The sequence below is a fragment of the Pelomonas sp. Root1217 genome (assembly GCF_001425705.1).
GTDB lineage: Bacteria > Pseudomonadota > Gammaproteobacteria > Burkholderiales > Burkholderiaceae_C > Pelomonas.
The window spans coordinates 697,059-719,098 of sequence record NZ_LMDC01000001.1; the positions used below are offsets into that span (position 1 = coordinate 697,059).

The window sequence follows — 22,040 nt, forward strand, 5'->3', positions numbered from 1 at the left end:
TTCTAACCGGGGAGAAATTGCCGGTTGATCGAAAGGTCCATCGCGAGTGCCAGCAGGGCCAGTGCGGTGAAATAACCCAACAGATGCAGGCGCGCCTGGCTCATGGCCCAGTGGCCGCAGATCATGTAGCCCACGAGCGCGATGAGCTTCGCGCCCAGCCACCAGTCGCGGATGGGGTGGTAGCCGATGGAACCCCACAGGCTCAGGCCCGTGACGACGAGGCAGGCATTCACGCCGAAGACGAGCACCAGCAGGCGGGCGTCCTTGGCAAAACCCTGCAGCTGTGGGCTGCCGAACTGGACCAGCAGGCCGCGCACGAAGAACAGGCCCACGCTACACCAAGCCAGCAGCACATGCCACTGAATCATCTGCGTGTAATACCAACTCATGTCAGTTCTTCGGGCCGAGCGCCGGGCCGCTCCCAAGCCGGCCCGTCGTGGCGATGTGCTTGCGGCTCAACGCCGCAAGCATCGCCGTCCCCCCGGGGGATCGGCCAAGGTACGCCTTGGACGAGGGGCTTCACGTTATTCAGCGCAGCGCGAGGTCGTCTTCGCTGAAGCGGATGTCCAGCGGCTCGATCAGCAGTTGCTTCTCGCCCGCTTCCACCGTGCCGGCCACCCAGGCCTCAATGCCGCAGTCGCGCGCCACCTGAGCTGTGCGCTCGGCGTCTTCCGCCTTGACGAAGATGGCGAAGCCGGCGCCCATGTTCAGCGTGGAGTAGGCCTCTCGGTCGTCCTGGCCGGCCTGCTTCTGGATGAAGTCCAGCACCGCCGTCTTGGGCGGCACGGAGTGGATGCGGTAGGTCAGCTGGCTCGGGTGGCGCAGCAGCTTGCGCCAGCCGTGGCCGGTGATGTTGGCGCAGTAGTGCGGCGCGATGCCGGCCTTCCACAGCGCCTCCGTCACGGGCGAATACAGCGCAGTCGGCGCCAGCAGGGCTTCGCCGTAGGTGAGGCCCGGTTCGATCTCGGTGAGGTAGCCCTGGGGCAGGCGCTCGGCCAGCTTGCGAGCCAGGCTCAGGCCGTTGGCATGGATGCCGCTGGAGGCCAGCAGCACGATGGCGTCGCCCGCGCCCAGCTTGTCGCCCACCGACAGGCGTTCCTTGGGGTTGATGAGGCCGGTGCAGGAGGCGGCCAGGTCGATGCGGCCGTCTTCCACGATACCGGCCAGCGCGGGCGTCTCGCCGCCGCCCCAGGCCACCTGGCAGGTGTCGCAGGCGGCCTTCCAGCCGGCCACCAGGGCTTGCGCGCGCTGGGCGTCGCCGAACCAGTCGCTGCCGCCGGCGGCCCAGTAGGCCTGCACGACCAGCGGCGTGGCGCCGACGGTGATCAGGTCGTTGACCGCCATCGCGATGGTGTCCTGCGCGATGCCGGCAAAGAAGCTCTTGCCCGTCAGCTTGGCCATCTCGTCGGCCACCAGGGTCTTGGTGCCCAGGCATTCCACGATGGACGCCAGATAGAACGGCCCCACGTCCACGACATAGGCCGATTCGCCGCGCGAGGCCTTGACCTCGGTGAAGCCATGGCCGGCGAGGTGGGAGGCCGTGGCGGCGGCGGCGCGCTGGGCAGTGATCTTCAGCGGGTCGATCAGGTCGTAGTTGACGCCGGCTTGGTCGTAGGTGAGGGGGGCTGCGGTACTGGTCATCCGCCAATTATCGACGGAGGGCCCCTCATAGAATGGCCGGCATGAGTTATCAGGTCCTGGCCCGCAAATACCGCCCGCAGAGTTTCGAGCAACTCGTAGGGCAGGAGCATGTCGTGCAGGCCCTCGCCAATGCACTGACGCAGGGGCGCCTGCATCACGCCTATCTGTTCACCGGCACGCGCGGCGTGGGCAAGACGACGGTGTCGCGCATCCTCGCCAAGAGCCTCAATTGCACCGGGCCGGACGGCACGGGCGGCATCACGGCCCAGCCCTGCGGCGTCTGCCATGCCTGCCGGGACATCGATTCGGGCCGCTTCGTCGACTACGTGGAGCTGGACGCGGCGTCCAACCGCGGCGTCGAGGAGATCTCGCAGCTGCTGGACCAGGCCGTCTACAAGCCGGTCGTCGGGCGCTTCAAGGTCTACATGATCGACGAAGTGCATATGCTGTCGAACACCGCCTTCAACGCGATGCTGAAGACGCTGGAGGAGCCGCCCGACTACCTGAAGTTCGTGCTGGCGACGACCGACCCGCAGAAGGTGCCGGTCACCGTGCTGTCGCGCTGCCTGCAGTTCAACTTGCGGCCCATGGCGGCGGCAGACGTGCAGATGCACCTGGGCAACGTGCTGGGCGCGGAGAGCGTGCCGGCCGAACCGGGGGCGCTGCGCCTGCTATCGCGTGCGGCTCGCGGCTCGATGCGTGACGGGCTGTCGTTGACCGACCAGGCCATCGCCTTCGGTGCGGGGTCGCTGACTGAAGCCGGCGTGCGCCAGATGCTGGGCAGCGTCGACCGCGGCCATGTCGTGGCCATCGTGGATGCACTGGCCGCGGCGAGCGGTGAGGCCGTCGTCGCCCAGGCCGATGCGCTGCGCGGCGCGGGCCTGTCGGCCGCCGGCACGCTGGAGGACCTCGCCACGCTGCTGCAGCAGATGGCCCTGGCCCAGGCCGCGCCCACGGCGCTGGACGATGCCGACAACGAAACGGCCGAGATCCGCCGCCTGGCTGCTCTACTTCCGGCCGACGAGATCCAGCTGATGTACAGCATGGCCCTGCATGGCCGCGCCGAGCTGCATCTGGCGCCGGACGAATATGCGGGTCTGTTGATGGTGCTGCTGCGCATGCTGGCCTTCCGGCCGGCCGGCACGAGCCCCAAGCCCATCAAGGCCGCGGCCCTGGTGAGGCCGGCGGCAGTGGCCAAGGCGGTTGTCGCCGTGCCGCTGCCCAAGGTGGCGCCACCGGCGCTGGTGGCGGTGCCCAAGGTTGTCGCGCCGGTCCCGGTGGTCGCGGCGCCCGTGGTGGCCGAGCCGGCCGCCCCCAGGCTCAGCGACCGACTGCGCCCGCGCCCGGTCGAAGTCGAGGCGCAGGCCGATGACGACATGGATGGCCCGCCGCCCGACGATGCGCCGCCGCCGTGGATGGAAGCGGATGACGCGCCCGCGCCGGTGGCTGCTGCGGCTCGCGAGCCCGAAGCGCCGCGCCGCGCCGAGCTGCGCGAGACGCCCGAAGGTGCGCAGTGGGCCGAGCGCATCGCGGCCCTCAACCTGGTGGGCATGACGGGCGAGCTGGCCCGCCAGGCCCAGGCCCTGGGCTGCGCCAGCGCCGACGGCCGCGAGGTCTGGACGCTGCGCGTCGAGCGCGAATCGCTGCGCGCGCCGGCCCTGGTCAGCAAACTCGAAGCGGCCCTCGACGCAAAGCTCGACATTGAGGTCGGCGTGGCCGAAGACTCCATCGCCCTGCGCACGGTCGCCCGGGCCGAAGCCCAACAGCGTGCTGCCGAGGATCTGGCTACTCAGCATCCGATGACGCGCACCCTGCTTTCCCAATTCCCGTCGGCGCGCATCCTGCCCGGTTCGGTGCAGCCGCTGACTCCCACTCCGTAGACAAGGACACGATCATGATGAAAGGCCAACTCGCCGGCTTGATGAAGCAAGCCCAGGCGATGCAGGACAACCTGAAGAAGGCGCAGGACGAACTCGCCAACATTGAGGTCGAGGGCCAGAGTGGCGCCGGGCTTGTCAAGGTGCTGATGACCTGCAAGCACGAGGTTCGCCGCGTGACCATCGACCCCAGCCTGCTGGCCGATGACAAGGACATGCTGGAAGACCTCGTCGCCGCCGCCTTCAACGACGCTGCCCGCCGCGCCGAGGCGACCAGCTCCGAGAAGATGGGCAAGCTGACGCAAGGCATGCCGATGCCCCCCGGCATGAAGTTCCCGTTTTGATGGCCCACCCCCGAGGCGCTTCGCGCCTCCCCCTCAAGGGGGCGCAGCCAGTGGCCTGGCAAAGCCAGTTCCACGGCTGCCGCTTGATGAGATCGCGCCTGCGGCTGCGATCGTTTACTGACAACGTGGCTTCGATTTGAACGCACTGGATACGCTTGTTGAGGCGCTCAAGCGCCTGCCCGGCGTGGGCCAGAAGTCGGCCCAGCGCATGGCCTACCACCTGCTGCAGCATGACCGGCTGGCCATGCCGCGCCTGGCTGATGCGCTGACGGCGGCGGGCGAGCACATCAAGCATTGCGAGCGCTGCCACACCTTCAGCGAAACGCCGATCTGCAGCGTCTGCGCGGACGCCGAGCGCGACGCGCGGCTGCTGTGCGTCGTCGAGACGCCGGCCGACCAGGCCGCGCTGGAGCGCACCGCGTCCTATCGCGGCTACTACTTCGTGCTGCTGGGGCGGCTGTCGCCGCTGGATGGTGTCGGCACGCGCCAGATCGGCGCGGCCGAGTTGCTGGCGCGGGCGAGCGAGGAGGGTGTCGAGGAAGTCATCCTCGCCACCAGCTTCACCGCTGAGGGTGAGGCCACGGCCCATGTGTTGGCTGAGGCGCTGCGCGCCCGGAGCATCAAGTCGACGCGGCTCGCGCGCGGCGTGCCGGTGGGCAGCGAACTCGAATACGTGGACCTGGGCACCATCGCCCATGCCCTGACCGACAGACGATGAAGGAAGCCCGATGACGATTGCCCAACTCTGCCTGTTGGTGGCCTGCGCGCTGCCCATCGTCTGCGCGGGGCTTGCCAAGTCCAAGGGCTTCGGCAAGCGCAGACGCGACGGCGGTTTCGACAACAACCAGCCGCGTGAATGGCTGGCCCGGCTCGGCGGCTGGCAGGCGCGGGCCAATGCGGCCCAGGCCAACAGCTGGGAGGCGCTGCCCATCTTCATCGCCGGCCTCTTCGTCGCGCATCAGCACCAGGCGGCGCAGGGTACGGTGGATGCGTTGGCGGTCGGCTTCATCGCGGCGCGCCTGGCCTATGTTGGCCTGTACGTCGCGGATCGCGCTTCGCTGCGCTCCCTGTTGTGGATCGCAGGCCTCGTGGCCTGCGTCGCACTCTTTATCGTTCGTTGAAGACGCGTCAAGGCGTGGCTGCGGCCATGACGGTGCGGCCCTTGCCACCCTTGGCCTTGGGCTGCGCCTTGGCGGCCACCTTCACGACCTTGGCGCGTGTGGTCTTGGCCACCACCGGCGCCTTCGTCGGCGTGAACGCCGTATAGATGACAACGGCCTGGCCCGGCTTGAGGCGGCCGTTGGAGCCCAGCTTGTTCCACTGCGCCACCTGCGCGCTGCGCACCTTGTAGCGGGCGGCGATGGTGGCCACGGTGTCAGCCTTGCCGGCCTTGTGCGTCACGCGGCGCAGCGGCGGCGCGTCGGGCGCGAGGTTCAGCGCGGCGGTGTCCGCCAGGCGTTCGGACACATCGGCGACGACGTGTTCGCCGCGGGGCACCAGCAGCGTCGAGCCGGCCTTCACGAGCATCTTGGGCGGGATCTTGTTGATGTCGCGCAGCAGGGTTTCGCTGGTGCCGGCACGCCGGGCGGCTTCGGCTGGGCTCATGGTTTTGGGCACGACCCAGGCCGTCCAGCTCGCCAGCGGGCCGCTGTGGCGGGCCAGGTTCTCGGCGAAGGCGCTGGCCTGGTCATAGGGCAGCAGCACCTGCGGCGTGGCGGCCGCCAGGATGACCGGCTTGTTCATCTGCGGGTTGAACTGCTGGAAGGTCTCCAGCGTGATGCCGGCAAGCTGGGCGGCCAGGGCCACGTCGATGTCGCGCTCGATCTTCACGCTCAGAAAGTACGGGTGGTTGGCCACCACCGGCAGCGTCAGCGCATAGCGGTCGGGCGCGAAGACGATGTTCTTCACCGCCTGCAGCTTGGGCACGTAGTAGCGCGTTTCATCGGGCATCTTCAGGCTGGCGTAGTCGGTTGGCAGGCCGAGCTTCTGGTTGCGCGCCACCGCCTTCTGCACATTGCCCTGGCCCCAGTTGTAGGCGGCCAGGGCCAGATGCCAGTCGCCGAACTGCTTGTACAGGCGGCCGAGGTAGTCCAGCGCGGCGCGGGTGGAGGCCAGCACGTCGCGGCGGTCGTCGCGGAAGATGTTCTGCTTGAGGTCGAAGTCGCGGCCGGTGGCGGGCATGAACTGCCACATGCCGGTGGCCTTGGCCGTCGACACGGCATGCGTGACGAAGGCGCTCTCCACGAAGGGCAGCAGGGCCAGCTCGGCCGGCATGCCGCGCTTCTCCACCTCATCCATGATGTGGAAGAGGTAGCGGCTGCCGCGCGTGGTCATGCGCTCGACGTAGTCAGGCCGGGCGCTGTACCAAGCCTCGGCCTTGCGCACCCAGTCGTCGTCCAGGTCCTGCAGCTGGAAGCCCTTGCGCACACGCGCCCAGAGGTCGGCGTTCACGTCAGGCGCGTCGAGGTCGATCTTCTCGCCGGGGCGCAGGTTGTCCTCCAGCAGCTCGGCCGCGATGGCGCGCACGGGCGGTGGCGCCGCGAGCGTCAGTGGCGCGGGGCTGGGTTCGGTGGTGGGGGGAGGGGCGGGAGGGGCGTCGAGTCTGGCCGGCTCGACGGGAGCGGTGGTGGCGCAGGCGGCGAGCAGCAGCGCGAGCGCCAGAGGCGAAAGTCGGTGAATTAGGTTCATCGGAATCCGTTCTTCCATTCGCGCAGGGTGGCGAACACATCGACCGGGCTGGGCGCGGCCGGGAGTTTGAGGGGGGCGTGGCGGCGGGCAGCCTCACGCAGAGCGGCTTCGGTACAGCGCAGGAAAGGGTTGATGCGAACTTCGTTGCCGATGCGGCCCGGCAGCGTGGGCCGGCCCGCGGCGCGCTCGGCCTCGCACCAGGTGGCGTAGGCCGCCAGTGCCGCGTTGGCCGGGTCCACTTCGCGAGCGAAGCGCAGGTTGGACAGCGTGTACTCGTGGGCGCAGCAGACCCGCGTCTCGGGCGGCAGCGCGGCCAGCGACTGCAGCGATGCATGCATCTGCGCCGGGGTGCCCTCGAACAGGCGGCCGCAGCCGCCGCTGAAGAGGGTGTCGCCGCAGAACAGCAATGGATCGCTGCCAGGCACGTCGGCCGCGAAATACGCGATGTGGCCAGCCGTGTGGCCGGGCACATCCATGACGGCGAACTTGAGGCCGAGCAACTCGATCGCATCGCCGCCGTGCAGGCGCTGCACTGGTTCGGGCAGCTTCTCGTGGACGGGGCCGTAGATGGGGCCGTGCAGACGTGGCCGCAGCGCATCGACGCCACCGACGTGATCGCCATGGTGGTGGGTCAATAGAATGCCCGCCAGCGTCAGGCCCCGGGCATCGAGCGCCGCAGCCACCGGCGCGGCGTCACCGGGATCGACGACGAGGGCCTCGCGGCCGTTGTCCAGCAGCCAGAGGTAGTTGTCGTCGAAAGCGGGAAGAGGCGTGAGCGTCAACGTAAGCGTCAATGGCGCCAACCCATGACAGATAAAGCGCCGAGTATAGATTTGGCAGCCTGGCTGCAAACCCCGCCCGGGCACCATCTGCTCGCCTGGGAGCAGGCCCAGGTCGACGCAGTCGTGACCGATTTGTTCGGGTTTCACGCCTTACAACTCGGCCTGCCCGAACTGGACGGCCTGCAGGCCAACCGCATGCCGCACCGCTGGCTGGCCGGCCGGGATCTGCTGTGCGACTTTGACGCCCTGCCTTTCGAGAGCGCCAGCCTGGACCTCGTGCTGCTGCCGCATGCGCTGGAACTGGCACCCGACGCCCACGCCTTGCTGCGCGAAGTCGAACGCGTGCTCAGGCCCGAGGGCCGGCTGATCGTCTTCGGCCTGAACCCGGCCAGCCTCTGGGGCCTGCGCCAGAACCTGGGCCGGCTCAGGCGCCGCGGTGAGCCTTATCTGCCCCAGGATGGCGACTTCATTGGCTATTGGCGGCTGCGCGACTGGCTCAAGCTCCTGAGCTTCGACGTCGAGGCGGCGCGCTTCGGCATCTACCGACCGCCGCTGCGCTCCGAGGCCTGGCTGCAGCGCTGGCGCTGGGTCGACGGCGTGGGCTCGCGCTGGTGGCCGGTGCTGGGCGCCGTCTACTTCATCCAGGCAGTCAAGCGCGTGCAGGGCATGCGCATGATCGGCCTGGCCAAGAACTCGCGCTTGGCGGCCAAGAAGGCGCCGGCCGTCGCGCTGAACAACCATCACAAAAAAGAATGACCGAACCCACGACTAAGCCCACCGCCCTCATCAAGCGCCCGCAGGTCACCATCTACACCGACGGCGCCTGCAAGGGCAACCCCGGCCCCGGCGGCTGGGGCGCCTGGCTGAGCAGCGGCGGCCATGACAAGGAACTCTTCGGCGGCGAACGCGAGACGACCAACAACCGCATGGAGCTGATGGCCCCCATCGAGGCGCTGGCCTCGCTCAAGCGCAGCTGCGACGTCGTCGTCTACCTGGACAGCGAATACGTGCGCAAGGGCATCACCGAATGGATCATCAACTGGCAGCGCCGCGGCTGGAAGACGGCCGACGGCAAGCCCGTGAAGAACGCCGACCTCTGGCAGCGGCTGGATGCGCTGCGCAAGCTTCACACGGTGGACTGGCGCTGGGTCAAGGGCCATGCCGGGGACCCGGGCAACGAGCGCGCCGACATGCTGGCGAACAAGGGTGTCGCTTCCCTCAGTAAAGTCCGCGCCACGTGAGACCGGAACGTGCCCATGAAGCTTCTGCCCTCCTTGATTGCACTGCTGCTGGCCGGCGTTGCCCAGGCCCAGACCTACACCGTCATCTGCGCCAAGGTGCCCTGCGGGCGTCTCCTGGTCACCGAAACGGCCACCCGCCTCGAGACCGACTACAGCTACCGCAACAACGGCCGCGGCCCCGACCAGAAGGAGGTGCTGGAACTGGCCGCCGACGGCACCTGGCTGGGTTATCGCACCGAAGGCGTGTCGACCTACGGCGCGCGCATTGACGAAACCTTCGAGCTCAAGGACGGCCGCGCCAGCTGGCGCTCGCCCGTGGACCGCGGCGACAAGCCCGGCGTGGGGCGCGACCTCGTCTACCTGCCCGTGCAGGCCAGCCCGGCCTGGGCCGGCCGCGTGGCGCGCACCCTGCTGCAGCGCCCTGACCATCGCGCGTCCGCGTTGCCGGTGGGGCAGATCAGCATCGCGCGCGTGCAGACGCTCAAGCCGGCCGGTGCCAGCTTCGAGGTCGGCCTCTACGCCATCGACGGCCTGGACCTGGAGCCGAGCTACCTCTGGCTGCGTGAGGACAACCAGGCGCTGTTTGCCAAGGTGGATCCGGGCTGGGGCGGCACGCTGCTGCAGGGTTTCGAGGCCGAGATGGACCGGCTGTCCGACCTGCAAAAGGCGGCGCAACTGGCACGCCTGGAGCGCCTGGCCAAGACCTTGCCCAAGCCGCTGCCCGGCTTGACCGTCATCGAGGGCGTGCGCTGGTTTGATTCCCAGGCCGCCGTGCTGCGCGGGCCGTCCGATGTCTACCTGCTCGAGGGGCGCATCGCCGCCATCGCCAAGCCGGGCACCCTGAAGAATGCCGAACCGGCCCAGCGCATCAGCGGCAAGGGCCGCACCCTGCTGCCGGGCTTCATCGACATGCATGCCCACCTGGACGCCAGCGCGCTGCTGCTGAACCTGGCCGCGGGCGTGACGGCCGTGCGCGACGTTGGCAACAGCAATGCCGACCTGGCCGAACTGAAAGGCCGCATCGAGCGCGACGAGGTGCTGGGCCCTCGCATCGCGGCCAATGGCTTCATCGAAGGCAAGAGCCCGTTCTCGTCGCAGTCCGACTTCGTGGCCGACAACCTGGACGAGGCCCTGGCCGCCATCGACTGGTACGCCGCCCACGGTTACCGCCAGCTCAAGCTCTACAACTCCATCCGGCCCGAATGGGTCAAGCCCATGGTGGCGCACGCGCGGTCCCTGGGCCTGCGCACTGGCGGCCATGTGCCGGCCTTCATGACGGCGCGCCAGGCCGTGGAAGCTGGCTACGACGAGCTGCACCACATCAATCAGGTCACGCTGAACTTCCTCGTCGGCAAGGGCGACGACACGCGCACCCTGCTGCGTTTCAACCTGCCCGGCGACAAGGCGGCCGACCTCAAGCTCAATGACGGCCGCACGCGGGACTTCCTGGCGCTGCTCAAGAAGAAGGGCACGGTCGTCGACGCAACGATGACGGCCTTCGAGGCCCAGTACACGCAGCGCCAAGGGCAGCCCAATCCCAGCTATGCGATGGTGTCCGCGAACTGGCCGGCCGTGCTGCAGCGCAGCTATCTGTCGGCCGAAGTCGACATGGACGACACCAAGGCCAGGCGCTGGGGCGCCAGCTGGAAGGTCATGATGGACCTGCTGCGCCGCATGCACGCGGCCGGCATCCCGCTGGTGGCGGGCACGGACGCCACGCCCGGCTTTGCGTTGCAGCGCGAATTGGAGCTGTATGTGCAGGCCGGCATCCCGGCCGCTCAGGCACTGAAGATCGCCACCTGGAATGGTGCGAAACACAGTGACCGTTTGAGCGAGATCGGCAGCATCGAGCGCGGCAAGCGATCCGACCTTGTGCTGGTCGACGGCGACCCGGTGGCCGACATCCGCGCTATCCGGCGCATCGCGCTGGTCATCAAGGGCGACCAGGCCTTGTCGCCGTCGGCCCTGTACCAGTCCATGGGCATCCTGCCCTTCGTGCCTGCCGCGGAGATCACCAAGTGAAGCGTGTCGTCGCACTGCTGCTGGCCCTGCCACTGATCGCCCAGGCCGACACGACGCTGCGCTACTGCACGGCTGGCAGCCCCAAGACCTTCGATCCGGCGATGACCGACAGCTATGTTGACCATGTCGCCCACATGCCCATCTTCGGCACGCTGATCGAACCCAAGCGCGGCACCGACCAGCTCATCCCCGGCCTGGCCGCGAGCTGGAGCATCAGCCCCGACGGCCTGGCCTACACCTTCGAGCTGCGCCGTGGCGTGAGCTGGCACACGGTCGAGGGTTTCAAGCCCACGCGTGAGTTCAATGCCGACGACGTGCTTTTCACCTTCGGCCGCCTGCTCAACCGCGACAGCGAGTTCGCCAAAGCCTTCCCCAGCGTGTCACCCTATGTGCTGTCATTCGGCTGGGAAAAGCTCATCCGCAAAGTCGAGAAGCTCAGCGACCACCAGGTGCGCATTACGTTGGCCGAGCGCGATGCATCCTTCCTGTCGGCGCTGAGCTTCACATTCACGCTGATGCAGTCGGCCGAGCTGGGCGCCCAACTGCTCAAGGCCGGCACGCCCCACCGCATCGCGCAGATGCCAGTCGGCACCGGGCCCTTTCAGTTGAAGAGCTTCCGCGCCGACAGCGTCATCCGCTACGTGAAGCACCCGACCTGGTGGCGCAAGGGCGAGCGCCCAGTGGTCGACCAGCTCGTCTATGCCGTCACTCCCGACGCCAGCGTGCGTGCGCAGCGCCTCAAGCGCGACGAGTGCGACATCGCCGCCGCGGTTGGTCCCGCCGAGCTTGATGAACTCAGGAAAGATCCGGCTATCAAGCTGGCGACCGCACCTGGCATGAACATCGGCATCCTGGCTTACAACACGCGGCGGCCGGCCCTGGCCAAGGTGGAGGTGCGCCAGGCGCTGGACATGGCCATCGACAAGGCAGCCATCGTGCGCACGGTCTACGGGGATGCAGGCACTCTGGCCACCAGCCACATCGCGGCCGCCAACTGGGCTCATGATGAGACGCTCAAGCCTACCCCCTACGACCCGGCCAAGGCCAAGGCCCTGCTGGAGAAGGCCGGTGTGCTGCCGCTGAACATCACGCTCTGGGCCATGCCCGTCGTGCGCAACTACAACCCGAACGGCCAGCGCATGGCGCAGATGATCCAGGCCGACTGGGCCAAGGTCGGCGTGACGGCGCGCATCGTCACCTACGAATGGGGCGAATACCTGCGCCGCATCGATGCTGGCGAGCATGACACGGCGCTGAGCGGCTGGAACAGCGACTCCGAGCCCGCCAATACATTTGGCCAGCTCGCTTGCGGCGCCAACAACGGTGCCTTCTGGTGCAACCCGGCCTACGACAAACTGTTGACCGAGGCCCGCCAGGCTTTGAAGCGCGAAGAGCGCAAAGTCATCTACGCCAAGGCCCAGCGCATCGTCATGCAAGAACTGCCCTGGACGCCGATTGCCAGCGGACGCATTGCCGTGCCCGAGCGCGCCTCCGTCAAGGGCTTCATCCTGGATCTGGATGGCAGCACATATTTCGACGGGGTTCTTCCCCGATAAAAGGAAAACGAGATGAGTATCAAGAGCGACAAATGGATCCGCCGCATGTGCCAGGAGCACGGCATGATCGAGCCCTTCGAGCCCGGCCAGGTGCGCGAGCAGGACGGCCGCAAGATCATCAGCTACGGCACCTCCAGCTACGGCTACGACATCCGTTGCGCGCCCGAGTTCAAGGTCTTCACCAACATCCACAGCACCGTGGTGGACCCGAAGAACTTCGACGAGAACAGCTTCGTCGACATCAACAAGGACGTCTGCATCATCCCGCCCAACAGCTTCGCACTGGCGCGCACGATGGAGTACTTCCGCATCCCGCGCAATGTGCTGACGGTGTGCCTGGGCAAGAGCACTTATGCCCGCTGCGGCATCATCGTCAACGTGACCCCCTTCGAGCCCGAGTGGGAAGGCTATGTGACGCTGGAGTTCAGCAACACCACGCCGCTGCCGGCCAAGATCTACGCTGGCGAGGGCTGCGCCCAGGTGCTGTTCTTCGAGAGCGACGAGGTCTGCGAGGTCAGCTACAAGGACCGCGGCGGCAAGTACCAGGGGCAGGTGGGGGTGACGCTGCCCAAAGCTTGACCGGGCCCTGCTTCAGCTGCAATCCGCGGGCGGTGGAACCGTTGCCATGACGCGTGGGCTTCGCCGTTCGGTCCACTGCACGGCGATCAGACCCAGCAGGCCGGCTGCAAAGCTGACAAGCAGCCATACCGTGAATGCGGAGGCTGAATCGCCGAACCACAGCCAAAGTATCAAGAAGAGCAAGGCGTCGGCGACGGCGCACAGCAGAACGGTCGGTTTGCGTTGAGGGCGCTTGTCCATGGCGTTGTCGGTTGGGGCGGGTGTGCAGCGTACCGGTTGGCGGGGGGCGCCGGTGAGAGTGATTTTCAATGGCGCGAATGGGCGAGATAGCTTGCCAAGCCAAACCGCCCCGCCCGCATCACCCGCTTGTGATTCCAGCGAAACAAGGGCGCCAGCACCGGCGCCAGCCAGCGCAGGATGCCTGGCGGCAGCGTGACGCGCCAGACGAAGGTGACGTCGGTATGCCCGCCCGCCTCCGGCAGGGCTTGCTTCATCAGCCAGATGCCTTCCCCCGCCAGCGTGCCGCCGGCCCGGGCGCGCAGGCGCTCTTCGCGCAGCACTTCGGTCACCTCCAGCACCAGGTGCAGGCGATAACCCAGGCCGGTGCGAAAGGTGAGTTGCTGCTGGCGGCCCACGCCCTGGGCGTCGCCGTCGACGAGGCGTTTCACGGCGACGACCCCCGGCCACCAAAGCGGCCAGTGCTCGGTCTGGGTGATGGCCTGCCAGACGCGGGGAACCGGCGCATCAAGGCGCCAGTGGCTGACGAGGTCAAAAAAGGCGACTTGAGGCATGCAAAGGGGATACGCCGGGCTACCCAGGGTAGATGCCGAGGTTTACGCTGCATCCGGAATTCTTGCCGCTGCGTATCAGCCCTACATGACCTCGACCGTCGCCACCCCCGCCCAGGCCCGCGCCATCCGCCGGCGCCTGCTGGAGCGCGTGGCCGACACCGACGACAGCCACCTGACCGTGCCCGCGGGTGCGGCCGGCTGGCAGCCTTTCGGCGACGGCGTGCAGATCAAGGTCTTGCATGAGAACGAGGGGATTCTGAGCTATCTGCTGCGCTTGGCCCCCGGCGCCCGGCTCGAGGCCCACCGCCACCCGGTGGATGAGGAATGCCTCGTGCTGGAAGGCATGCTCAAGGTCGGCAGCCAGATCGAGGTCGGCCCCGGCGGCTACCACCTGGCCCGGGCCGGCAGCCTGCACGCCGCCATCAGCACCGAGACGGGCGCCACCATCTTTCTGCGCGGCGCCGAGCCGCATGCGGACCAACTGTTGGTTTGAGGACATCACATGACCCTGCCACACCCCACCGAAGCTGTCGACGAGCCACCCAATCCGGCGCTGCTGTTCGACGACGTCGAGCTGCATAACGCCGAGTTGGACGAGCCCTGCGCCGCCGAGGCCGCCGCCGCCAAGCCCGGCTGCCCTTCGCTGGACGACGCCCAGCTTGCCGCCTGGATCGAGGGCATCGTCGACCACGACGAGCGCGCGTTGCTGGCCCTGTATGAAGCGACGCTGTCGCGCGTCTACGGTCTGGTGCTGCGGTTGGTACGCCGCAGCCAACTGGCTGAAGAAGTGGCCGAGGAGGTGTTTTTCCAGGTCTGGCGCCAGGCGCCGCGTTTTGACCCCGAGCGTGGTCGGCCGTTGACCTGGCTGCTGGGCATGGCCCGCTCGCGCGCCATCGACGCGATCCGCCGCGAGGCCCGCTTCCAGCATGAGGAACTCGACGAGGAGAGCGTGCCGCTGTCGGCACCGGCGGCCGAGTCGGGCGACGAGCTGCTGGCCGTGGCCCAGGGACACGCCGAACTGCACCGCGCCCTGCTGCTGCTCAAGCCTCAGCCGCGCCAACTGGTGGCGCTGGCGTTTTTCAACGGCCTGTCCCATGAGGAGATCGCCAGCCAGACCAGCCTGCCGCTGGGCACCGTCAAATCCCAGATCCGCCGCGCCTTGATCACGCTGCGCGAGGCCCTGGGCGACACTGGCGCACATGCGCTGCCGGCCTGAAGGAGGGCGCCATGACGACGATGCCCACCATCCCCGAATCGCAGGAAGACGACATGACGCCCTTGCTCAGCGAGCCGTTTGCGAGCGCCTGGGCGGCCCCCGCGTCGCCCGGCCGCCTCGGTGAACGCCTGAGCGGCCGCCTGCAGCAATCGCTCGACGCCGAGCGCGGCATGGTCACCGTGCGCCGTCGCCGCACCGAGCCCGAGGCGCTGGCCGACGGCGTCCATCAACGCTGGCTCTACCGTGCCCCCGAGGGCCGAGTGCTGCGTCCGGGCGAGCCGCGCGCGGCCCGCGTCATCGAGCTGCAGCCTGGTGCCTGCCTCGACCTGGCCGCTGCCGGCGCCCTCGAATTCCTCGTCATGCGTGGCAACCTCGACGTGGACGGCGAGAGCTTGAGCCTGCGCGACTTCCTGCTGTTGCCGGCCGGCAGCGCGCCGCAACTGGCCAGCCATGACGGCGCCCACGTCTTTGTGCGTGAGGCAGAGGGCCCGGCCAGCGAGCGCACGCTGGTGCGCGACGCCGAGGCCGGCTGGCCCGAGTTCGCGCCCGGCATCCGCCGGCGCGTGCTGTGGGCGGGCGGCGGCCAGGCCGCGCTGCTCTACCGCGCCGACCCCGGCGCCAGCGTGCCCATGCACAGCCACGGCCACGACGAGGAATGCCTGATGGTGCAGGGCGAGCTCTTCCTCGACGACGTCCTGCTGCAGCAGGGCGACTACCAACTGGCCCCCGCCGGCACCGGCCACCGCATCACCGAGACCGACACCGGCGTCATCATCTACGCGCACGGCGATCTCGACCTGCAGTTCACTTGAGCGGCATCAGCACGGACAAGCCCGATCTTTTCGGGCTTTATCCGGCCTTTGTTTTGCCGAGGCCCCGGCACGATGGCAGCCATCACAGCCAAGCTATCCGAGGCCAAGATGAGACTGCCCCCACGCTTCACTCCGTTCGCTGCCCCCCGCGGGGGCGCGGCAGTGCCTACGGGCGGCCGGGCGGCACTGCCATGCTGATCCCGCTGCACCTGATCCCCATCCCCGCCGATGAACCCCGCGGCCTGGGCGATCCGGGCCATGCCTGGAGCGGCCTGAAGATCGCACAGGGCGTCAATCTGGGCGACATCCGCGCTCTCGGCCTGACGGTGGCGGGCGCCACCAGCGGCCCGGTCAACAGCCGCGACCTGCTGCGCTTTGCCCAGCTGATGAACGATGCCGGCCTGGCCATCAACCCCACCCGCATGCTCTACGACCGCCAGTACGCCTACGAGCGCCTGGCCGACGGCCACGCCAGCGACCACCCGGGCCTGCGCGAACTGTCCCTGGACCTGTTCGAGGCCTATCAGTCCGCCGGCGAATGGATCGGCATGACGCATTGAGGCCCCCGCCCAGTCCCGCCTCGCTGAATGCGGGCGTGCCTGGCCGGTCTTGCAGACCGCGCTGCGGGCAGTGCCGCGGCTCTTCGGCAGGCACATCGCGCCCACTGGGCGCAATGTGTCCGGCCGAAGCCCCCGAGGGGGCGGCGATGCTTGCCGGATTGACCGGCAAGCACATCCCCCAACGCGGCCGGCTAGGGAGCGGCCCGGCGCTCGGCCCGCAGATTCGCGGCATGAGCCGCCGTTCGTCCCCTGATCGCGGGGCTTCCCGCCAGCCGAAGCCTGCCTTTCCTCACCCCAGGGATTTGCCGCCCCCGAGTTACCCTCGCGGTTTCGTCTTTTTGCCGAACCGCTCCATGACACGTCATTCCCTTTCGCTGCTCGCCGTTGCAGCGACGGCCGCGTTGGCCACCACCGCCCATGCCGACGAAGGCATGTGGATGCCCAAGCAACTGCCGCAGATCGCCAAGAGCCTGAAGGCCGGCGGTCTGGCGATGGACCCGGCCAAGCTCAAGGATCTGACCGACTTCCCGATGGGCGCCGTGGTGTCGCTGGGCGGCTGCACGGCCAGCTTCGTGTCGCCCCAGGGCCTGGCCGTGACCAACCATCACTGCGCCTACGGCAGCATCCAGTACAACTCCAAGCCCGACCGCGACCTGCTGAAGAACGGCTTCTACGCCGCCACGCTGGCCGACGAGCTGCCCGCCGCGCCCGGCAGCCGCATGTGGGTGACCGTGGACCTGAAGGACGTCAGCGCCGAGATCCTGAACGACAAGACTCGAGGGCTGACCGGCAAGGCCCGCACCGACGCCATCGAGGCGACCGAGAAGAGTCTCGTGGCCGCCTGCGAGGCCGACAAGGGCCACCGCTGCAATGTCTACGCCTTCTTCGGTGGCCTGCAGTACCAGCTGATCAAGCAGCTCGAGATCCGCGACGTGCGCCTCGTGCACGCGCCCGCCACCGGCGTGGGCCTGTTCGGCGGCGATGCCGACAACTGGGTCTGGCCGCGCCACACCGGCGACTACAGCTTTTACCGCGCCTATGTCGGCCCGGACGGCAAGCCGGCCGAGTTCAGCAAGGACAACAAGCCCTATCTGCCCAAGCACCACTTGAAGATGGCCCCGCCGCAGACGAGCCCCCTGAACGCCGGCGACTTCGTCATGGTGGCCGGCTACCCGGGCCGCACCGACCGCCACCGCCTGCCCACCGAGGTCGACTTCGCCTTCGGCTGGCAGCAGCCCACGCAGACCCGCGTGATGGGTGAGGCCATCGATCTCATCAAGGCCGAGACCGCCGGCCGCCGTGACGGCGAGATCAAGATGGCTTCGCGCATGCAGGGCCTGCAGAACTACTACAAGAACCTGCAGGGCCAGCAGCAGAGCTACGAGGGCAGCGACATCCTGGCCCGCAAGAAGGCCGAGTTCGACAAGCTCAAGGCCTGGGTCAACGGCTCGCCCGAGCGCCAGGCCCGCTACGGTGCCGACATTGCCGCCGCCGAAGGCCTGCTGGCCGAGCGCCAGGCCATCACGCGCGCCGAGTTGCTGAACAGCTTCATGACGCCCGCCCTGCTGACATCGGCCCGCCAGCTCTACCTGGTGGCGCAGGAACGCGCCAAGCCCGATGCCGAGCGCAAGTCCGGCTACCAGGAGCGCGACCTGCCGCGCCTGCGCGCCGCCCAGCAGACGCTGGACCGCCGCTACGACGAGCAGGCCGACAAGCGCCTGGCCTCGCACTTCCTGGCCCAGTACCTGGCCCAACCGGCCAACACGCTCAACCCCGCCTGGGTGAGCGTGTACGGCCTGAAGGCCGGCCAGGACGAAGCCGCCATCCGCGCCCAACTGGACAAGCTCTACGCCGGCAGCAAGCTCTCCGATACCGCCGTGCGCATGGCCTGGCTGGACAAGGACGTGGCCGCCTTCAAGGCCAGCGACGACGCCTTCATCAAGGCCGCCGTGGCGCTGTACGACGACGACCGGCGCCTGGAGAACCGCGACAAGGAACTCGGCGGCAAGCTGCAGAAGGCCTACGCCGGTGTGCAGCAGGCCATGATCGACTACCACGCCAGCCGCGGCGAGGCGGTCTACGCCGATGCCAACAGCACGCTGCGCATCAGCTACGGCAAGGTCGAGGGCCGCAACCCCGGCACCGACGGCAGCACCTGGACGCCCTTCACGACGCTGCGCGGCATCGTCGCCAAGCACAAGGGCCCCGACGAGGCCGGCGGCGAGTTCAACGCGCCGGCCGAGCAGCTTGCCGCCATCAAGGCGCGCAACTTCGGCAAGTACTACGTGAAGGGCCTGGACTCGGTGCCCGTGAACTTCCTGTCCACGCTGGACACCACCGGCGGCAACTCCGGCTCGCCGGTGCTGAACAAGAACGCCGAGCTGGTGGGCCTGCTGTTCGATGGCACGCTGGACGCGGTGATCTCGGACTGGAGCTTCGACCCCAAGATGGTCCGCAGTATCTCGCTGGACGCGCGCTACATGTTGTGGCAGATGAGTACCGTCGACAAGACGACGCGGCTGCTCGACGAGATGGGTGTGAAGTAAGCGAGCGCGTCCAACGCAAACCGGCCTCCAGGGGCCGGTTTTTCGTTTCCATGCGGGCCGAGCGCCGGGCCGCTCCCTAGCCGGCCCGCGTAATGCGATATGCCTGCGGCTCAATGCCGCAAGCATCGGCGTCCCCGCGGGGGCTGAGGCCGGACACATGGCGCCCAGTGGGCGGCATGTGCCTGCCGAAGGGCTGCGGTGCAAGCCGCAGCGCGGTCTGCAAGACCGACTGGACTCGCCCGCGTTCAGCGCGGCGGGACCAGGCGAGGGGCTTCATCATTCCTTGGCGATTGCCTCCACCTGGATGCGCAGGCCCACGTCCATCTTGAAGCCGTAGTCCTTGCCCGCCGTCAGGCCGAAGTCCTCGCGGTTGAAGCTGCCGGAGGCGTCGGCACCGCACCAGTCGCGCTTGAGCAAGGGGTGAGGCATGCACTTCACTTGGTTGATGGTGAGCGTCACGGGCTTGGTGCGGCCGTTCAGTGTCAGCTCGCCCACCAGCTTGCCCGGCGCGCTGTCGAAGCGGCCCTTGAAGCTGGCGCTGGAGTTCTTGGCGACGTTGAAGAACTGTTCGCCCTTGGCCCAGCCGTTCATGGCCTCCAGGCCGAAGTCGATGCTGGCGAGGTCCATCTGCACGTCGACGCTGCCGCTGCCGGTGGCCTTGTCGAAGACGATGGTGCCCGAGTTCTTCGTCAGCTTGCCGCGCCAGAAGGACATACCCATGTGGTCGGCCTCGAAGCTGGGGTAGGTGTGGGCCGGGTCGACGACATAGGTGGCGGGTGCGGCCTGGGCTAGCGTGGCGGCGAACAAGACGGGGAGCAGGGTCAGTCGGTTCATGGGAATCTCCTGTGAAGGGTGGTGAGAGGCGCTTGCCTGACACTATGACGAAGCGGGCCGCGCGATTTCGACAGCAGCCTGCAAATTTCCCTGCCCCATGATCGCCCGTCTCCTCCTCACCCTGCTCGCGCTCGCCCTTGCTGCCTGTGCACCCCTGAAGCCCCAGCCAACCACCGAGAAGCGCTACAGCGCCGCCGAACTGCTGGCGCTGCGCCCGGCCGATTTCAGCTGGCCCGCCATGTCGACGGCGGGCGAACGTGCTCAGCGCGAGGCGGCCCTGGCCGACATCCGTGCCCGCATCGCCCTGCCGCCCGGCCCCGAGCGCGACGCGGCGCTGCCCAAGCTGTTTGACCTGGTGGCGCAGTACAACCTGGAGATCGACGCCGCCCGGCCGCTGCTGCTGCAGGCCCTGCCGACTCTGGCCAGCCGGGACGTGGACTACCAGCGTGCGCTGCTGACCGCGGCGCGTGCTCTGTACGCGGCCCCGAACGAAGCTGCAGTGCAGGCCGCGTTGCAGCCGCTGCTGACCCAGCTGACGGCGAGCAAGCCCTTCGCCATCGCGGCCTACACGCTGAAAGCGATGAACCCCGGCTACGCGGAATTCATCCGCGACCTCGTGCCGCGCCAGTTCCCGCAGTGGCGCGACGACCCGCGCCTGGTGGCGTTGATGGGCGACGTGGCCCCGGTGCGCATGGCCCAGCCGCCGCTGGCCGACCTGCTCGCCGCGCCGCTGCGCCCGGGCCTGCCCGTCATCTACAGCCTGCAACGCCGTGGCCGTGCCGACATGGGCCTCGTGCTGGTGCGCGCTGCCGATGGCCGCTTCGTGCGTGATGCGAGCGGCCGGCTCTTCGCCCAGCCCCAGCTCGCGCTCTCGCGCAGCGGCCTGCCCGGCACCATCACCAACGGCAACACGCCACAGGGCGTCTTCACCATCGTCGGCGCCGGCACGGCCACCAACCCCAACATCGGCCCGACACCCTATCTGCACAGCAAGCTGCCCATCGAGGCGACGGTGGCCGAGTTCGAGCATGCTGACTCCTCCATCGAATGGAGCGAGGCCGCCTACGAGAGCTTCCTGCCGCCGAGTTGGCGCGCCTATTCCGGCATCAAGGAAGCCTGGCAGGCCGGCCGCGCCGGGCGCGACGAGCTGCTCATCCACGGCACGACCCTCAATCCGGCCTACTACGCCGGCACGAGCTACTTTCCCGGTACGCCGCAGCAGGGCTGCATGATCTCCAACGAAGACTGGGACCCCGCCACCGGCCGCCTTCTTGCCAGCCGGCAGCTGACGCTGGCGCAGACCTATGCGGCCGTGAGCCCGCGGCAAGACCTGGCGGGCTATCTTGTCGTCGTCGAGCTGGCGGGCGAGGGCGCCGTGAGCCCGGCCGAGGCCGCTGCGCAGGTACTGGCGGCCGGACGATGAGGGTGACCGTATGCGAACTTGCCTGACTAACGCACTGACCCTGACCCTTGCTCTGGCCATGCCTTGCGCCGTGATGGCTGAGGACGCCGCGCCCAGGCTCACGCCCAGTGCCGACGGCCAGGAGCTGATCGATGCCGCCACCGGCCTGGCCTGGTCACGCTGCGTGGAGGGCATGCACTGGGATGGCCGGCGCTGCGCCGGCGAGATCAAGCTTTTCACTCATGCCGAGGCTCTGGCGTCGGCCCGCACGCGCAGCGAGGCCGAAGGCCGGCTCTGGCGCGTGCCCCGCGCGCAGGAGTTCAAGCGCCTGCCCGAACACATGGGCGGCAAGCAGCAAGCCGCCGTGCTCATGCCCGATGCGCCCAGTGGCTGGTACTGGACCAGTACCGTGCGCATCGAGAGCGAAGCCGTGAACACCTACAGCTACGCCAACGTGCAGCGCGGTACGACCGAGCGGCAGGTCGACCGGCTGTCCCCTCAGACGGGTTGGGTGGTGGAGCAGCCTGGCGGCGCGGTGCGCAGCAGTCCCAAGCGCGAGAAGCAGCTGGTGCGTCTCGTGCGCACGCTGGCGCCCTGACGGGCTCCTTCAGCGGGGAACTCAGGTAGGACGTGCCCGATGTGACGTTCGCCTCGCCGGTAAAGTGGTCGCCACCACGTTTTCCCGGTTCTGCCATGTCACTGCGTAGCCTTGCGATTGCGACGATTCTTCTTGCCGCACTCGGCCTGGTCTGGCAGAAGCAGGAACAGCTGCAGGCATGGCTGGGGGCAGCGCGCGCGTCAAGCACATCGGCACCGAGCCTCGGCGAGCCGTTGGTCGCCGCCCGCCCGGCGGCCGATGCCGCTACCTCCACGTCGGCCAGGTCCCGGCCGGCAGGCTTGCGCAAATGTGTCAAAGGCCAGCAGGTTTCGTACACGAATGTCGAGTGCCCGCCCGGCCACCAGGAGCTGGCCGTGACAGCAGCGCCCGTCAACGTGCTGCCGGCCACGTCAGTCAGCAAGCCGGCCGAATCCAGCAGCGGACCGTCGTCGCTTCACAAGGCGTTGGACCTGACGCGTGACGACACGCTGAGGGAGCGGGCCATAGAACGGGCAGTCAACGGGAACCGCTGAAGTGGAGCAGCCGCCAGC

At 68.4% G+C, this 22,040-nt stretch carries 24 protein-coding genes; 17 read left to right on the forward strand and 7 right to left on the reverse strand.

All coding sequences use genetic code 11. From position 1 onward, the window contains the following. Positions 1-2: 2 nt before the first annotated feature. Both ASC95_RS03220 and ASC95_RS03225 read right to left on the reverse strand, forming a co-directional pair. Positions 3-389 carry a SirB2 family protein gene (locus ASC95_RS03220; RefSeq protein ID WP_082567444.1) on the reverse strand — a complete coding sequence of 129 codons (387 nt, stop codon included), beginning with the start codon at positions 387-389 and terminating at the stop codon, positions 3-5. Positions 390-528: 139 nt separating this feature from the next. Then, entirely contained in the window at positions 529-1,641 is a 1,113-nt protein-coding gene (locus ASC95_RS03225) for an AIR synthase-related protein (RefSeq protein ID WP_057296321.1), read from the reverse strand. A 41-nt stretch (positions 1,642-1,682) separates the two neighbouring features. Here ASC95_RS03225 and dnaX point away from each other — a divergent pair, with 41 nt between their 5' ends. From dnaX to ASC95_RS03245, 4 genes are all read left to right on the forward strand, one after another. After that, on the forward strand, positions 1,683-3,521 hold the full coding sequence (gene dnaX / locus ASC95_RS03230) for a DNA polymerase III subunit gamma/tau (RefSeq protein WP_057296322.1): 1,839 nt from the start codon (positions 1,683-1,685) through the stop codon (positions 3,519-3,521). 14 nt (positions 3,522-3,535) lie between these two features. Then, positions 3,536-3,862 carry a YbaB/EbfC family nucleoid-associated protein gene (locus ASC95_RS03235; protein WP_056198033.1) on the forward strand — a complete coding sequence of 109 codons (327 nt, stop codon included), beginning with the start codon at positions 3,536-3,538 and terminating at the stop codon, positions 3,860-3,862. 136 nt (positions 3,863-3,998) lie between these two features. Continuing rightward, positions 3,999-4,580, forward strand: coding sequence for a recombination mediator RecR (gene recR, locus ASC95_RS03240; RefSeq protein ID WP_057296323.1), 582 nt, complete (start codon positions 3,999-4,001; stop codon positions 4,578-4,580). A 10-nt stretch (positions 4,581-4,590) separates the two neighbouring features. After that, a complete protein-coding gene (locus ASC95_RS03245) occupies positions 4,591-4,983 on the forward strand; it encodes an MAPEG family protein (RefSeq protein WP_057296324.1) in 393 nt (130 codons plus the stop codon). A gap of 7 nt (positions 4,984-4,990) precedes the next feature. On the opposite strand, the gene ASC95_RS03250 is transcribed toward ASC95_RS03245, so the two are convergent. Next, positions 4,991-6,550, reverse strand: coding sequence for a transglycosylase SLT domain-containing protein (locus ASC95_RS03250; protein WP_082567445.1), 1,560 nt, complete (start codon positions 6,548-6,550; stop codon positions 4,991-4,993). Continuing rightward, positions 6,547-7,332: a hydroxyacylglutathione hydrolase gene (gloB, locus tag ASC95_RS03255; RefSeq protein ID WP_057296325.1), complete on the reverse strand. Its 786-nt coding sequence runs from the start codon at positions 7,330-7,332 to the stop codon at positions 6,547-6,549. Before gloB ends, ASC95_RS03250 begins: the two co-directional genes overlap by 4 nt. A gap of 24 nt (positions 7,333-7,356) precedes the next feature. Between gloB and ASC95_RS03260 the strand changes: the two genes are divergently transcribed. From ASC95_RS03260 to dcd, 5 genes are read left to right on the forward strand one after another with little or no spacing between them, the layout of a single operon-like run. Next, positions 7,357-8,088 (forward strand): class I SAM-dependent methyltransferase, encoded by a 732-nt coding sequence (locus ASC95_RS03260; RefSeq protein WP_057296326.1) that lies wholly within the window; start codon positions 7,357-7,359, stop codon positions 8,086-8,088. Beyond that, positions 8,085-8,573 carry a ribonuclease HI gene (gene rnhA, locus ASC95_RS03265; RefSeq protein ID WP_057296327.1) on the forward strand — a complete coding sequence of 163 codons (489 nt, stop codon included), beginning with the start codon at positions 8,085-8,087 and terminating at the stop codon, positions 8,571-8,573. The genes ASC95_RS03260 and rnhA overlap by 4 nt, the downstream gene beginning before the upstream one ends. Before the next feature lie 15 nt (positions 8,574-8,588). Then, positions 8,589-10,595 (forward strand): amidohydrolase family protein, encoded by a 2,007-nt coding sequence (locus ASC95_RS03270; protein WP_057296328.1) that lies wholly within the window; start codon positions 8,589-8,591, stop codon positions 10,593-10,595. Beyond that, complete coding sequence (locus ASC95_RS03275) at positions 10,592-12,151, forward strand: ABC transporter substrate-binding protein (RefSeq protein WP_057296329.1); 1,560 nt, start codon at positions 10,592-10,594, stop codon at positions 12,149-12,151. Before ASC95_RS03270 ends, ASC95_RS03275 begins: the two co-directional genes overlap by 4 nt. Positions 12,152-12,163: 12 nt before the next feature. Next, the gene (gene dcd, locus ASC95_RS03280) at positions 12,164-12,730 is read left to right on the forward strand and encodes a dCTP deaminase (RefSeq protein WP_056198009.1); all 567 of its coding nucleotides are present in this window, start codon (positions 12,164-12,166) and stop codon (positions 12,728-12,730) included. 12 nt (positions 12,731-12,742) lie between these two features. Here the strand turns inward: dcd and ASC95_RS03285 are convergent, their stop codons facing one another. Both ASC95_RS03285 and ASC95_RS03290 read right to left on the reverse strand, forming a co-directional pair. Continuing rightward, positions 12,743-12,970, reverse strand: coding sequence for a hypothetical protein (locus ASC95_RS03285; RefSeq protein WP_057296330.1), 228 nt, complete (start codon positions 12,968-12,970; stop codon positions 12,743-12,745). Positions 12,971-13,035: 65 nt separating this feature from the next. After that, entirely contained in the window at positions 13,036-13,521 is a 486-nt protein-coding gene (locus ASC95_RS03290) for an SRPBCC family protein (protein WP_057296331.1), read from the reverse strand. 85 nt (positions 13,522-13,606) lie between these two features. Between ASC95_RS03290 and ASC95_RS03295 the strand changes: the two genes are divergently transcribed. The 5 genes from ASC95_RS03295 to ASC95_RS03315 all read left to right on the forward strand — a co-directional run bounded on the left by ASC95_RS03295 (position 13,607) and on the right by ASC95_RS03315 (position 18,655). Continuing rightward, entirely contained in the window at positions 13,607-14,014 is a 408-nt protein-coding gene (locus ASC95_RS03295; RefSeq protein WP_057296332.1) for a cupin domain-containing protein, read from the forward strand. A gap of 9 nt (positions 14,015-14,023) precedes the next feature. Then, a complete protein-coding gene (locus tag ASC95_RS03300) occupies positions 14,024-14,737 on the forward strand; it encodes a sigma-70 family RNA polymerase sigma factor (protein WP_082567448.1) in 714 nt (237 codons plus the stop codon). A gap of 11 nt (positions 14,738-14,748) precedes the next feature. Continuing rightward, complete coding sequence (locus ASC95_RS03305; RefSeq protein ID WP_057296333.1) at positions 14,749-15,549, forward strand: cupin domain-containing protein; 801 nt, start codon at positions 14,749-14,751, stop codon at positions 15,547-15,549. A 191-nt stretch (positions 15,550-15,740) separates the two neighbouring features. Continuing rightward, complete coding sequence (locus ASC95_RS03310) at positions 15,741-16,109, forward strand: hypothetical protein (RefSeq protein ID WP_057296334.1); 369 nt, start codon at positions 15,741-15,743, stop codon at positions 16,107-16,109. Between the two features lie 353 nt (positions 16,110-16,462). Then, a complete protein-coding gene (locus ASC95_RS03315; RefSeq protein ID WP_057296335.1) occupies positions 16,463-18,655 on the forward strand; it encodes a S46 family peptidase in 2,193 nt (730 codons plus the stop codon). Positions 18,656-18,931: 276 nt separating this feature from the next. Here ASC95_RS03315 and ASC95_RS03325 read toward each other — a convergent pair whose 3' ends face one another. Further along, a complete protein-coding gene (locus ASC95_RS03325; RefSeq protein ID WP_057296337.1) occupies positions 18,932-19,489 on the reverse strand; it encodes a YceI family protein in 558 nt (185 codons plus the stop codon). Between the two features lie 97 nt (positions 19,490-19,586). Between ASC95_RS03325 and ASC95_RS03330 the strand changes: the two genes are divergently transcribed. The 3 genes from ASC95_RS03330 to ASC95_RS03340 all read left to right on the forward strand — a co-directional run bounded on the left by ASC95_RS03330 (position 19,587) and on the right by ASC95_RS03340 (position 22,022). Continuing rightward, positions 19,587-20,912: a hypothetical protein gene (locus ASC95_RS03330; RefSeq protein ID WP_057296338.1), complete on the forward strand. Its 1,326-nt coding sequence runs from the start codon at positions 19,587-19,589 to the stop codon at positions 20,910-20,912. A gap of 73 nt (positions 20,913-20,985) precedes the next feature. After that, positions 20,986-21,489, forward strand: a complete 504-nt coding sequence (locus ASC95_RS03335; RefSeq protein WP_057296339.1) for a DUF1566 domain-containing protein — start codon at positions 20,986-20,988, stop codon at positions 21,487-21,489. A gap of 41 nt (positions 21,490-21,530) precedes the next feature. After that, the gene (locus tag ASC95_RS03340) at positions 21,531-22,022 is read left to right on the forward strand and encodes a hypothetical protein (protein WP_235537672.1); all 492 of its coding nucleotides are present in this window, start codon (positions 21,531-21,533) and stop codon (positions 22,020-22,022) included. Positions 22,023-22,040 lie beyond the last annotated feature (18 nt).

Coding starts and splice junctions, on each gene's coding strand:
- ASC95_RS03270 (WP_057296328.1), top strand. CDS start 8,589: ATGAAGCTTCTGCCCTCCTTGATTGCACTGCTGCTGGCCGGCGTTGCC.
- ASC95_RS03310 (WP_057296334.1), top strand. CDS start 15,741: ATGCTGATCCCGCTGCACCTGATCCCCATCCCCGCCGATGAACCCCGC.
- ASC95_RS03225 (WP_057296321.1), bottom strand. CDS start 1,641: ATGACCAGTACCGCAGCCCCCCTCACCTACGACCAAGCCGGCGTCAAC.
- ASC95_RS03245 (WP_057296324.1), top strand. CDS start 4,591: ATGACGATTGCCCAACTCTGCCTGTTGGTGGCCTGCGCGCTGCCCATC.
- ASC95_RS03235 (WP_056198033.1), top strand. CDS start 3,536: ATGATGAAAGGCCAACTCGCCGGCTTGATGAAGCAAGCCCAGGCGATG.
- ASC95_RS03260 (WP_057296326.1), top strand. CDS start 7,357: ATGACAGATAAAGCGCCGAGTATAGATTTGGCAGCCTGGCTGCAAACC.
- ASC95_RS03300 (WP_082567448.1), top strand. CDS start 14,024: ATGACCCTGCCACACCCCACCGAAGCTGTCGACGAGCCACCCAATCCG.
- ASC95_RS03325 (WP_057296337.1), bottom strand. CDS start 19,489: ATGAACCGACTGACCCTGCTCCCCGTCTTGTTCGCCGCCACGCTAGCC.
- dcd (WP_056198009.1), top strand. CDS start 12,164: ATGAGTATCAAGAGCGACAAATGGATCCGCCGCATGTGCCAGGAGCAC.
- ASC95_RS03290 (WP_057296331.1), bottom strand. CDS start 13,521: ATGCCTCAAGTCGCCTTTTTTGACCTCGTCAGCCACTGGCGCCTTGAT.
- ASC95_RS03250 (WP_082567445.1), bottom strand. CDS start 6,550: ATGAACCTAATTCACCGACTTTCGCCTCTGGCGCTCGCGCTGCTGCTC.
- ASC95_RS03220 (WP_082567444.1), bottom strand. CDS start 389: ATGAGTTGGTATTACACGCAGATGATTCAGTGGCATGTGCTGCTGGCT.
- rnhA (WP_057296327.1), top strand. CDS start 8,085: ATGACCGAACCCACGACTAAGCCCACCGCCCTCATCAAGCGCCCGCAG.
- ASC95_RS03330 (WP_057296338.1), top strand. CDS start 19,587: ATGATCGCCCGTCTCCTCCTCACCCTGCTCGCGCTCGCCCTTGCTGCC.
- ASC95_RS03335 (WP_057296339.1), top strand. CDS start 20,986: ATGGCTGAGGACGCCGCGCCCAGGCTCACGCCCAGTGCCGACGGCCAG.
- ASC95_RS03285 (WP_057296330.1), bottom strand. CDS start 12,970: ATGGACAAGCGCCCTCAACGCAAACCGACCGTTCTGCTGTGCGCCGTC.
- ASC95_RS03305 (WP_057296333.1), top strand. CDS start 14,749: ATGACGACGATGCCCACCATCCCCGAATCGCAGGAAGACGACATGACG.
- ASC95_RS03315 (WP_057296335.1), top strand. CDS start 16,463: ATGACACGTCATTCCCTTTCGCTGCTCGCCGTTGCAGCGACGGCCGCG.
- dnaX (WP_057296322.1), top strand. CDS start 1,683: ATGAGTTATCAGGTCCTGGCCCGCAAATACCGCCCGCAGAGTTTCGAG.
- ASC95_RS03295 (WP_057296332.1), top strand. CDS start 13,607: ATGACCTCGACCGTCGCCACCCCCGCCCAGGCCCGCGCCATCCGCCGG.